General features: G+C 72.3%; 11 protein-coding genes. 8 read left to right on the plus strand and 3 right to left on the minus strand.

The window, feature by feature from the left end; translation table 11 throughout:
• On the minus strand, positions 1-521 hold a 521-nt coding region (locus BN1056_RS14505; RefSeq protein ID WP_244671423.1), incomplete at its 3' end, for a YeeE/YedE family protein.
• Between the two features lie 470 nt (positions 522-991).
• Positions 992-1813: a RecB family exonuclease gene (locus BN1056_RS00725; protein ID WP_210578304.1), complete on the minus strand. Its 822-nt coding sequence runs from the start codon at positions 1811-1813 to the stop codon at positions 992-994.
• 277 nt (positions 1814-2090) lie between these two features.
• Between BN1056_RS00725 and BN1056_RS00730 the strand changes: the two genes are divergently transcribed.
• The gene (locus BN1056_RS00730; RefSeq protein ID WP_210578285.1) at positions 2091-3206 is read left to right on the plus strand and encodes a site-2 protease family protein; all 1116 of its coding nucleotides are present in this window, start codon (positions 2091-2093) and stop codon (positions 3204-3206) included.
• A 48-nt stretch (positions 3207-3254) separates the two neighbouring features.
• Entirely contained in the window at positions 3255-4136 is an 882-nt protein-coding gene (locus BN1056_RS00735) for a class I SAM-dependent methyltransferase (protein WP_210578287.1), read from the plus strand.
• Here the strand turns inward: BN1056_RS00735 and BN1056_RS00740 are convergent.
• Positions 4130-4600: a YjdF family protein gene (locus BN1056_RS00740; protein WP_210578289.1), complete on the minus strand. Its 471-nt coding sequence runs from the start codon at positions 4598-4600 to the stop codon at positions 4130-4132. The two genes, BN1056_RS00735 and BN1056_RS00740, sit on opposite strands and share 7 nt — an antisense overlap.
• Before the next feature lie 246 nt (positions 4601-4846).
• Here BN1056_RS00740 and BN1056_RS00745 point away from each other — a divergent pair, with 246 nt between their 5' ends.
• The 6 genes from BN1056_RS00745 to BN1056_RS00770 all read left to right on the plus strand — a co-directional run.
• Positions 4847-5914, plus strand: a complete 1068-nt coding sequence (locus tag BN1056_RS00745; protein ID WP_210578292.1) for a tRNA (adenine-N1)-methyltransferase — start codon at positions 4847-4849, stop codon at positions 5912-5914.
• Positions 5907-7568, plus strand: a complete 1662-nt coding sequence (gene arc, locus BN1056_RS00750; RefSeq protein ID WP_210578294.1) for a proteasome ATPase — start codon at positions 5907-5909, stop codon at positions 7566-7568. The genes BN1056_RS00745 and arc overlap by 8 nt, the downstream gene beginning before the upstream one ends.
• On the plus strand, positions 7565-9301 hold the full coding sequence (dop, locus tag BN1056_RS00755) for a depupylase/deamidase Dop (RefSeq protein WP_210578296.1): 1737 nt from the start codon (positions 7565-7567) through the stop codon (positions 9299-9301). The genes arc and dop overlap by 4 nt, the downstream gene beginning before the upstream one ends.
• The gene (locus BN1056_RS00760) at positions 9298-9480 is read left to right on the plus strand and encodes a ubiquitin-like protein Pup (protein WP_073332495.1); all 183 of its coding nucleotides are present in this window, start codon (positions 9298-9300) and stop codon (positions 9478-9480) included. The genes dop and BN1056_RS00760 overlap by 4 nt, the downstream gene beginning before the upstream one ends.
• Positions 9477-10943 (plus strand): Pup--protein ligase, encoded by a 1467-nt coding sequence (pafA, locus tag BN1056_RS00765; protein WP_244671424.1) that lies wholly within the window; start codon positions 9477-9479, stop codon positions 10941-10943. The genes BN1056_RS00760 and pafA overlap by 4 nt, the downstream gene beginning before the upstream one ends.
• On the plus strand, positions 10940-11383 hold a 444-nt coding region (locus BN1056_RS00770; RefSeq protein ID WP_210578298.1), incomplete at its 3' end, for a hypothetical protein. The genes pafA and BN1056_RS00770, both read left to right, overlap by 4 nt.

Here is an 11383-nt window from a genome sequence, read left to right on the forward strand (position 1 = left end):
GCCGCAAGCCGGAGCTGCCAACGCACCAGAAGAGCGACTGCCGCCACCAGTGCGAGCACGCCGACCCAGTCGGGTAGCCCGAAGGCGGCGGGAATCGTGGTCAGCTGCGTGGTCCACAGGCCCTTGATCCAGGTGGTCACCGGGGCGAGCACGCCGGTCTTCGAAGCCGCCGCCGTGCCGGCATAGGCGATGAGCGCGAACCAGGACCCCACCAGGCCCTCTCCGGCGCGGTAGTAGGTGCCGGTGGCGCAGCCCCCGGCCAGCACAATGCCGACGCCGAACAGTAGAGAGCCGACCGCGGTCGCTACGACCGACAGCGTGGGCACCTCGGGGGTGATGGCGCCGGTAGCCGTGAGCAGGGTGACGCCGACGGCCTGGACGGCGATGGCCAGCAGGAAGGCGGTCATCCACCGCCAGGATCCGGAGACCCAAAGGTCTCGGAAGGCGCCAGTGATGCAGAAGCGGCCGCGTTGGAGGACGAGTCCGAGCACGCCGCCGACGAGTAGTCCGGTGAATATCAATGGAGGTCCTTTGTCCGACTGTCCGGGCCGCTGGGAGAGCGGCCCGCAATCTGTGGTCAAGGACGCGGGTGGGGCGACTGCTTCGGCGCGATGACGCCGTCGGCCACAGGCGTGGCCCACCCGCGACTGTGATGGGGGTTGGGCTTTGGCCTGGCCAGGGATGCCTACCGGCGCGTGCCGTTGCGCCGGTGGGCCGGGGGAAGAAGCAGGGTTACGTACTCGCTCGGGTGCGCTGTACTTGGGTGCTGCTGCCTCAGTGAGCCCTGGCCAGGTCGAGCATGCAGCAACACGCTCCGCGCCGGGCGCGAAGGTTGCGGGCTGCGATCTGGGAGCTCATGAGTGCTTTCTTCCGTGCAGGGGAGGGGGTTGATGGCCGTCACCGACTGAGGTCGGCAGCGGTGGCCGGAATCGTAGGCGCGGGCGATGGCCTCATGCCAAGGGGATACCACTTTGTGAGACGCGGGGCCGGATCAGGCTCGGGCTGTAGGTGCGCGCCGGGCGGTGAGCAGCCGCGCGACGCCGTCGGCGGGCAGCTCGGGGGTGGTCCCGCCGAACAGCGGGCACTGGGCCTGGTAGGCGCACCAGTCGCACAGGCGGGAGCGGCGCGGGGCGAACTCGCCGGCGGCGGCACAGTCCTCCACCTCGTCCCAGATGTGGGCGAGCTTGGTCTCGGTAGCCTCCAGCTCCGGCAGACGCGGATCGTGGGTGAGGGTGCGGCCGTCCTTGAGATAGACGATCTGCAAGCGCGCCGGCGCCCGCCCGCGCAGCCGCCAGAGCACCAGGGCGTAAAAGCGCATCTGGAACAGCGCATCCTCCTGGAAGCGCGGGCTGGGGGAGCGGCCGGTCTTGTAGTCGACCACCCGCATGGCACCGCCCGGGGCCACGTCCAGGCGGTCGACGAAACCGCGCAGCAGCAGCCCGTCGTGCGTCTCGGTCTGCACGAACAGCTCCCGCTCGGCCGGCTCCAGACGCGTGGGGTTCTCAAGCTGGAAGTAGGCGCTGATAAGCGTCCTGGCCTCGTCCAGCCAGGGGTCGATCGCGGCGGAGTCCGGGAACAGGGGCATGACCTCCGGATGCTTCTCCCGGTGCGTCTCCCACTGTCCGGGCAGCATGTCCAGGGCGGCCTCGCGGGTGCGCTCGCGGGCCGGCAGGTCGTACAGGCGCTCCAGAATCGCATGTACGAGCGTGCCCTTGTGGGTGGCCAGGGAGCCGGGCTCCGGGAGGCGGTCCACGGTGCGCAGGCGGAACAGCAGCGGGCACTGCATGAAGTCCTTCGCCCGCGACGGCGACAGCGCCGTACGCCCCGAACCGCGGCGGCGGGCGCTCCCGCCGGGGCCCGTGGGGCGCACGCCGACGGCGGGACCCGCGGCGGGCGTTTCGGCGGGTGCGGCAGCGGGGGTTGCGTCGGGGCGGTCTGGTTGCTCACTCACGGTGCGAACCTACCGCCGTCGGCCGACATCAATGTTGGCGAGCAGCCCGTGCATCCACAGGTCGACGTGACGCCCTGCTCCGGGCGGGTCCTGTGGACGGCGGCGGTGCTCCCATAGGCACCGCCGCTAGGGTCGGGGCATGACCGCATCTGCTGCCCGACGCCGTTCGGACTCCTGGACGCTGTTCACGCTCGGTGGTGCCCCCGTGGTGGTCGCCCCCACCTCGCTGCTGCTGGGCCTGCTCATCGCCGGGAGCTGGTATCCGCTGGTGTCCTCTGCACTGGCCGGATATAGCCCCGCCATCGTGCTCGGAACGGTGGCGGCCACGGTGCTGGGTGTGGGCGTGAGCGTGATGTGTCACGAGTTCGCCCATGGGGCGGTCGGTGCGCTGCTGGGGCGCAGGCCGGTGCGCTACGAGCTGTACCTGTGGGGCGGACGCACCAGCTTCGGCCCGTCGTCCCGGTGGCGCCCCTGGAAGGACGTGCTCACCTCCCTGGCCGGGCCGGCCGTGAACCTGGCCCTGTGGGCCGTCGGGCACGGCATGCTGGATCGGGCCTCCTCCGCACCCGTTTACGTGGCGGCGTGGGCACTGACCTGGGTCAACCTCGCCCTGGGCGTCTTCAACGCCCTGCCGGGGCTGCCACTCGACGGCGGGCATGCGCTGGCCGCACTGGTCGAGCAACTGAGCGGCCGGCGTCGAATGGGCCAGCGGGTGGCCGCCGTCGGCGGGCTTGCCGTCGTGGTCGGTATCGCCTGGCGCTGGGTGCTGGCGCCGCTGCTGGCCGGCGCACGGCCCGACTCCTTCAGCCTGATCCTGGCCGTCATGGTCGCCTGGCCCATCGCCACCACCTCCTGGCGGGTGCTCGGCCTGGGGCGGGGCACCCGCGCCGCCGCCCGGCTCGACCTGCGCGCCCTGGCCCGGCCGGTCGCCGTCGTCGGCGCCGAAACACCTCTGGTCACTGCGGGTGAGCAGCTCGACGCCGGAGCGGGGTTGGTGCTCGTGGCCGACGGCGCGCGGATTCTGGGCACGCTGGACGGTCCCGCCCTGGCCGAGCTGGAGCGATCCGGCCTGCCCGACGCCACCGCCGTCACCGTCGGCCAGGTGTGCACCGTGCTGCCGGCGGCCGCGGTCACCACCCAGATGACCGGGCAACCGGCCGCCGACGCCCTGGCGCGGGCGCGCACGGTCTCCCGGTGGCTGGTGCTGGTGGAGGGCGGGCGCGTCACCGGCGCCGTCCCCACCGGCGCCCGCTGACTCGACGGCGCCCGGCCGCACATCGCGCGGGCATGGTACACTGGCGCCATGAACGACGCCGTCCGGGCCGACTTGGCCGATCATGCCGGTCGCTTCACCGACAACCGTGCCAACTGGGATGACCGTGCGGCCCTACACGAGGCCAGCGGCTACGGCATTGATGAACTGCTCGCCTCCCCGACCGCCATCACCGCGGAGATCGCCCCGGACCGCGAGCGCCTGGGCGACCTGAACGGATTGGACGTAGTTCACCTGCAATGCCATCTCGGTCTGGACACGGTGAGCCTGGCCCGTATGGGCGCCCGCCGGGTGGTGGGGCTAGACCTGTCGGGGGAATCCCTGCGCCGTGCTCGGTCCATTGCCGAGCGCGCCGGCGTCGACATCGACTTCGGGCAGGCCAATGTCTATGACGCCCGTCAGGCGCTCACGGGAGACTTCGACCTCGTGTACACCTCTCTGGGGGTGCTGTGCTGGCTGCCCGACGTGGCGGCATGGGCCCGCGTGGTCGCCTCGCTGCTGCGGCCCGGGGGCCGCCTGGTGTTGCGCGACGACCACCCTGTGCTGCAGGCGGTGGGGGACGACACCACCCACGGCCTGACGCTTCACGAGCCCTACTTCCAACGCACTGAACCCATGACTTGGGAAGACGAGGGCTCCTACGTCGCCGCCGCCGACGGGTCGCCCGCCATCACCCATACGGTCAGCCACCAGTGGAATCACGGCGTAGGCGAGATCCTCACCGCGCTGCTCGAAGTCGGTCTGGTCATCGACGAGGTGACCGAGACCCGTTTCTCCGCCTGGTGCCGCTGGCCCGAGCTCATGGAACGAGGTGCGGAGGGATACCGCTTCAGCGATGCGGCGCTGCGCGACCGGCTTCCGCTTCAGCTCGCGGTGGTGGCCCACTTGCCGGAGCAAACCGGAGGTCAGTGACCCCGGTGGCGGCGTTTAGCCCGAATCCGGCGTTGCTCATAGCGCTCCTGTTCACGGCGACGTCGTGCGGCGGTCGACGCCTGCGCTCGCGTGGCGGCCTGCTGTTCTCGGGCGCGTGCCAAGGCCTCCTGCGAGGCCGTTGAGGGTGCGTGTTGGGCCGCCTGCTTGGCCGCCTGGCGGGCGGCGCGTTTGGGATTGACGCGCTGCGGCCCGCCCCGGGAGGTGGATTGAACTCCGGGACCGGCAAGTGCGGCGTCGATCAGCTGTCCGCCGTGGGCCAGTAGCCACGCGTACAGCTCGGCGTCGCTGGGCAGGGCGCCGAGTATCTGGCGGGCGGCGTACACGCGGCCGCCGGAGGTGATGGTCAGGACCAGCACCCAGAACTGGCCGTCGAAGTAGACGCTGCTCTCCGCTGAGGTATTGGGCACTGTGGGCGGAACGGGCGTCGGCGGTGTATGCGGCATGAGGACTCCTACGGGTGCGAAAAACGCCCCCGGTGCAACTGGAGTCCTTGGCCCGCGGCCGGGCACGTGCCCGAATTTCCGCAGGACCGCGGTGACGAGCGCCTGATTGTGTTTTCCCCTCGGGGAGCGGCGCCATCCGGACTTCCTCCGGACCGTGCAATTCGTGCAACCGGGTCGGCGCCCACGGTTGGGACGCCGGTAACAGCGTAACGCCACCGTCTTCGGGGCTTACTAGACTCGGGCCCGATGAGCGAGCAGACCACTCCCGCCGTGCAGCCGCGCGTAGCCACCCAGCAGGTACTGGGGCAGGCCGGGCGCCGCGGCCCCCTCCGCTACGGCGAACGCGTGCAGGTCACCGACTCCAAGGGCCGCAAGCACACCTTCGTGCTCGACCCCGGCGGCTACTTCCAGTCCCAGCGCGGCAGCTTCTACCACCGGGACGTGGTCGGCCGCGATGAGGGCACGGTGATCACCACCGAGTCCGGGCATGAGCTGCTGCTGCTGCGACCGCTGCTGGCGGACTACGTGCTGTCCATGCCGCGTGGCGCACAGGTCGTCTACACCAAGGACGCCGGCCAGATCATTGCCTTCGCGGACATTTTTCCCGGTGCCCGGGTGTTGGAGGCGGGGGTGGGCTCCGGTGCCCTGACCATGAGCCTGCTGTCCGCGATCGGGGAGGGCGGCCACCTGCTGTCCATTGAGCGGCGCCATGACTTCGCGGCGATTGCCGCCTCCAACGTCGACGCCTGGTTCGGCCGTCACCACCCCGCCTGGGAGCTGCGCACCGGTGACTTCGCCGACGTGGTTGCCGCCCACGTCGCCGAGGCGAGCGTGGACCGGGTGGTGCTGGACATGCTCGCCCCCTGGGAGAACGTCGACGCCGCCGCCCGCGCGCTGGTGCCCGGCGGCGTGTTCCTCGCCTACGTCGCCACGGTCCCGCAGCTGTCGCGCACCGTGGAGGCACTGCGCCATTCCAGGCGCTTCACCGAGCCCGAGTCCTGGGAGTCGGCGGTACGCAATTGGCACGTCGACGGCCTGGCCGTGCGTCCCGACCACCGCATGGTCGCCCACACCGGCTTCCTGATCTCCGCCCGCCGCCTCGCCGCCGACTCCGCCCCACTGACCCGTAAACGCCTGCCCGCCCGCGGCGCCTACGACGACGCCGGCTTTTGGACCATCGAGGACGTGGGGGAGCGCACCAGCACCGACCGCAAGGTCCGCCGCGTGCTGCGCGACTGCCGGGCCAAGCAGCCCGAGGACGCGACCCCGGTTCAGCCGGGCCTGCCCGAACCACAGGAGCCGGAACATGAGTGACTCCCAACCCCTGGGCATGCCGGCGCGCGACTTCACCAGCCACCAGCTGCGTGAGGCCCGCGCCGAGGCCATCAGCCTGTCCGCCAAGAACGAGCGCCTCGCAACGGCCCTGAACGCCGCCCGCGAACGCATCGCGGAACTCGGCACCCAGCTCGACGCCGTCACCCGCCCGCCCGTAACGCTCGGCCTGCTCACGGGCCTGCCCGGCCCCGCCGAGGCCGACGTATCCCTGGGCGGACGTCACCTGCGGCTGGGACTTCACCCCGATCTGCAGGCGGCCGAGCTGCGGGTGGGGCAGCGCGTGGCCGTCAACGACCAGATGCTGGTGGTCGACTCCCTGCCCGCGCCCGACACCGGTGAGGCCGTCACCCTGGACGAGGTGCTGGCCGACGGCGACGACGCAGCGGCCGCCGATGAGAGCACCGCGGTGCCCGCGGCCCGCGCCCTGGTCACGACCGGTTCCGGCGCCACCCGCGTGGTGCGGCTGGCCGGGCACCTCGACGCCGACGCGCTGCGGCCCGGCGACACGCTCGCCGCCGACCTGCGTGCGGACCTGGTGACCGCCCGTATCGCCCGCACCAGCGTCCAGCAGCTGGTCGTCGCCGAAACCCCGTACGTGTCCTGGGACGACATCGGCGGCCTGGGCCCGCAGATTCAGCAGATCCGCGACTCCCTCGAACTGCCCTTCGCACATCCCGAGCTGTACCGCGCCTACGGGCTGCAGGCCCCCAAGGGCATGCTCCTGTATGGTCCGCCCGGCTGCGGCAAGACCCTGATCGCCAAGGCGGTCGCCACCTCCCTGGCCCGCTCGACGGGTGCCGGCGTCCACGACGCCGCCTTCCTGAACATCAAGGGCCCGGAGCTGCTTAGCAAGTTCGTGGGCGAGACCGAACGGCAGATCCGCGCCATTTTCGACCAGGCCCGCAAGGTCGCCGCCGAGGACCGGCCCGTGGTGATCTTCTTCGATGAGATGGAGGCCCTGTTCCGCACCCGTGGCAGCGGTGTCTCCTCCGACGTGGAGACCATGATCGTGCCGCAGGTACTCACCGAGATCGATGGCGTCGAGTCGCTGAACAATGTGGTCATCATCGGCGCCTCCAACCGGGAGGACATGATCGATCCGGCGATCCTGCGGCCCGGCCGCTTCGACGTGAAGATCCGCATCGACCGCCCCGACGCCGTCGGGGCGCAGGAGATCCTCGGCAAGCACCTGCGGGCCGACCTGCCCCTGGATCCGGCGGAACTGGCTGCGGCCGGAGGCGACCGGGAGGCCGCCGCGGCGGCCATGCGCCGCGCCGTCGTCGCCGACCTGTACGCACGCACCCCCGAGCGGGCGGTGCTGGAGTTGACCTACGTCTCCGGGCGGCGGGAGACCCTGTACCTGGCCGACTTCGTCTCCGGCGCGATGCTCGCCGCCGTCGTCGCCCGCGCCAAGACCGCCGCCATCAAGGACGAGCTGGCCGGCGGGGACGGCGGCTTGTCCACCGAGCGGCTGCGCGCGGCGGTCGCCGTCGAGACCCAGCAGAACGAGGAGATCACCGCCGCCACCGCCCCCGAGGCGGCGGCTCGCGTCGTCGGCCACCGCGGTGAGATGGTGCGCGCGGTGCGCCGCCTGACTGACACGACCGCCACAAACCGACAGGAGAACGCATGAGCGTGCCCGAGCCCAGCCAGTTCACTCCGGTACGGCGCCCCGTCGGCCTGGAGACCGAATTCGGGGTGCTTGAGCCGGGGAACCCCTACGCCAACGCGGTGGTCATGGCCAGCCGCATCGTGTCCGCCTATGGGGCGGCGGCCCGCCCCGATGCCGGCACGCGGCAGGCCGTCCGCTGGGACTACGAGGGGGAGGACCCGCTCGCCGACCTGCGCGGCGGCCGCCTGGAGCGGGCCGCCGCCCACCCCAGCCAACTGACCGACGACCCCGACCGCCCCGCGCCCTCCGGCGACGTCCCGCCGGCCCCATGGGGCACGCGCCCGCGTCCCAGCGCCGCCGAGGCCGCCCTGCCGCAGGCCACCACCGCGGTGCTCGCCAACGGCGCCCGCCTATACGTGGACCACGCCCACCCCGAGTACTCCTCCCCGGAGGTACTCACTCCCCACGACGCCCTGGTGTGGGACCGGGCCGGGGAGGTGATCGCCCGCCGCGCCATGACGGCGCTGGCCCGGGGTGCCGGAGACACGGGACTGTCGCAGGACACCCCCGCCGAGGTGGTTCTGTACAAGAACAACGTCGACGGCAAGGGCGCCGCGTACGGCTCCCACGAGAACTACCTGGTGCGCCGGGACCTGCCCTTCGACACGCTGGCCGCCGCCCTGATCCCCTTCCTGGTGACCCGACCCGTGTTCGCCGGGGCCGGCCGGGTGGGCATCGGGCAGCGCAGCGAACGCCCCGGCTTCCAGATCAGCCAGCGCGCCGATTACGTGGGCACCGACATCGCCCTGCAAACCACCTTCAATCGTCCCATCGTCAACACCCGCGACGAGCCGCACGCCGACGCCGCCCGCTTCCGGCGCCTGCACGTGATCAACGGGGACGCCAACCGCTTCGACGTGCCCACCTATCTGAAGGTCGCCAGCACCGACCTGCTGCTGTGGTACCTGGAGCGCGCCCACGACCGCCGCCAGGGCCTGGGGGCGCTGGCCGACCTGCGCATCACCGCCGACCCGGTGGAGGAGCACTGGGCCCTGTCCCACGACCCGACGCTCACCTACGCGCTCGCCACTGCCCGCGGCCGACTGACCGCACTGGAGATCCAGCGCGCCCACCTGCAGGCCATCACCGCCGCCCTGGATGAGGACTACGGCGGCATCGATGCCGAACACGTCGGCGCCGAGACCGCCCAGGCGCTAGCCCTATGGGACGAGACCCTGGAGGCACTGGACGCCTACGCCGCCGCTCACGGCACCCCCGCCCAGCCACAGGCCACCGCTCGGGCCGCACAGCTGGTCGAGTGGGTCGCCAAACTGCAGCTGTGCGAGCGCCTACGCGAGCGAGCCGGCACCGGCTGGGACGACCCGCGTCTGGCCGCCGCCGACATTCAGTGGGCCGACCTGCGTGCCGGCCGCGGGCTGGCCGAGAAGCTCATTGCCGCCGGCCGCACCCGCCGCCTGGTCACCGACGCCGAGGTGGAGGCCGCCGCCGACCGGCCGCCCGCCGGCACGCGCGCCGCCGTCCGTGGCACGGCGGTGGCCAACCACGCCGCCGTCGTCGCCGCCTCCTGGACCAGCCTGGTGCTGGACGTGCCCGGGCGCGCGCAGCTGCTGCGCCTGCCACTGCCCGACGCCGTGGCGGTATCGGAAGCCGAGTCGGCACGTATCCTGGGCGCCGTCCAAGACGCCGTCACCCCCGCGGAACCGGAAGAATCAGAAAGTCAATCACGCGCATGAGCCTCAACGAGCAGATCCAACCCACTCCCGAGCCCGCCGCCCCCGACCCGGCGCCGGCCGCCGGCTCCGGCCAGACGCAGGCCGCCGGTGTTGACGACATCCTCGACGAGATCGACGCCGTCCTGGAGACCAACGCCGCCGCCTTCGTCCAGGGCTTCGTACAGAAGGGCGGGCAGTGAGAGTGACGGCCTCCCCGGCCGCCCCCACCGCCCGGCGCACCCCCGCCAGGCGGATCATCGGCGTCGAAACCGAGTACGGCATCACCTGCGCCTCCACGGCCGGCGGCCCCCCGCCGCTGGACGCCGACCACGCCGCCCGGGAGCTGTTCGCCCCCCTGATCGCCCGCGGCCGCTCCTCCAACGTGTTCACCCGCGGCGGCGCCCGCCTGTACCTGGACGTCGGCTCCCATCCCGAGTTCGCCACCGCCGAATGCGACAGCCTCACCGACCTGCTCGCCCAGGACCGGGCCGGTGAACTGACCATGGCCGATCTGGCCGCGCAGGCGAACGCGCGCCTGGCCGCCCAGGACGTGCCCGGTCGCATCCACCTGCTCAAGAACAACCTAGACGCCGAGGGCGCCGGCTTCGGCTGCCACGAGAACTACCTGGTGCGCCGCCGCGGCGATTTCTGGAACGACGCCCGCACCCTGGTACCCCACCTGGTCACCCGGCAGATCCTGGTCGGTGCCGGCCACATCCTCACCGACCCCGCCGGGAAGCGCCCCGCCCGCTACGTCTTCTCCCAGCGCGCCGACCAGATGGAGGACGCCGTCTCCTCGGCCACCACCCGCTCCCGTCCGCTCATCAACACCCGCGACGAGCCGCATGCGGACGCCGAGAAGTACCGGCGCATGCACGTGATCGTCGGGGACTCAAACATCGCCCAGGGCTCCACCCTGCTCAAGGTCGGGGCCATGGACCTGCTCCTGGACTACCTGGAGGCCGGCGGCGACCTGTCCGACCTGCGCCTGGTCAACCCCATGCGGGCCATCCGCGACACCTGCCACGACCTGACCGGTACCGTGCTGCTCGAGCTGGCGGACGGACGCACCATCACCCCCGTCGAGCTGCAGTCCGAGCACTTGGAGCGCGTGCGCGCCCACGCCGACGCCGAACTGGACCTGACCGACGCACATCGGTGCGTGCTGGAGCTGTGGGAGCGCGGCCTGGAGGCCGTGCGCACCGGCAACCCGGCGCTGGTGGCGACCGAACTGGACTGGGCCGCCAAGCAGCAGCTGCTGACCCGCTACGCGCAGCGCGCCGGCACCGGTCTGGACGATCCGCGCGTGGCCCGCCTGGCCCTGGCCTACCACGACGTCGACCCGACCGACGGGCTGCGCATGCGTCTGGAGGCCGCCGGACTGCTCAAGCGCATCGTGGACGAGCCCGCCTGCCGCGCCGCCGTCGACACGCCGCCGGCCACCACCCGCGCGCACCTGCGGGGCGCCGCCGTCGCCCGCGCCGAGGAGCTGCGCCGCGACCTGTCGGTGGACTGGGTCAACCTCAAGCTCGACGACGGACACACCCGCCCCGTCGCCCTGCGCGATCCCTTCGTCGCCGTCGACGCGCGGGTGGATGCGCTGCTGGCCGCCATGGAGGAGCCCGAGCCGCCGCGCTCTGGCATACTCGTTACCAGCCCATGACTTCTCACGCCGACGACACCACGCCGCTGCCGGCCCTCGGGCCGGACGGCAAGCCCTTGACCCGCCGCCAGCTGCGCGAGCGGGAAAGGGAGCGTGCCCGCGAGCGCGAGGGCAATGCGCCCGCCGCGCCCGCTCCACCTCCGCCGCCTGAGCCCGAGCCGGAGCCGGAGGAGCCGCCGGCCATCACCGGCGCTCAGCGTGCCATCGGCGCCGCCCTGGGCCGCCCCCGTCCCCGTGGGCACGCCGCCGTCGTGCTGGCGGCCATCGTCGTGGCCGCCATCGTGCTGGTGCCCGTCGTTGTCTCCCGCATCGGCCACGGCGACACCCCCACAATCGTCGCCACCGGCCAGCCGACCGCCGCCGACGCACCCATCGAGGCGGTGCTGGAGGTCGCCGGCCGGGTCGGTGCCGTCCCCGTCGTCTCCCTGCTCGCCCCCCTG

The organism is Actinomyces succiniciruminis (genome assembly GCF_900002405.1).
GTDB lineage: Bacteria > Actinomycetota > Actinomycetes > Actinomycetales > Actinomycetaceae > Actinomyces > Actinomyces succiniciruminis.

Coding starts and splice junctions, on each gene's coding strand:
- BN1056_RS00730 (WP_210578285.1), top strand. CDS start 2,091: ATGACCGCATCTGCTGCCCGACGCCGTTCGGACTCCTGGACGCTGTTC.
- BN1056_RS00735 (WP_210578287.1), top strand. CDS start 3,255: ATGAACGACGCCGTCCGGGCCGACTTGGCCGATCATGCCGGTCGCTTC.
- BN1056_RS00740 (WP_210578289.1), bottom strand. CDS start 4,600: ATGCCGCATACACCGCCGACGCCCGTTCCGCCCACAGTGCCCAATACC.
- BN1056_RS00745 (WP_210578292.1), top strand. CDS start 4,847: ATGAGCGAGCAGACCACTCCCGCCGTGCAGCCGCGCGTAGCCACCCAG.
- arc (WP_210578294.1), top strand. CDS start 5,907: ATGAGTGACTCCCAACCCCTGGGCATGCCGGCGCGCGACTTCACCAGC.
- dop (WP_210578296.1), top strand. CDS start 7,565: ATGAGCGTGCCCGAGCCCAGCCAGTTCACTCCGGTACGGCGCCCCGTC.
- BN1056_RS00760 (WP_073332495.1), top strand. CDS start 9,298: ATGAGCCTCAACGAGCAGATCCAACCCACTCCCGAGCCCGCCGCCCCC.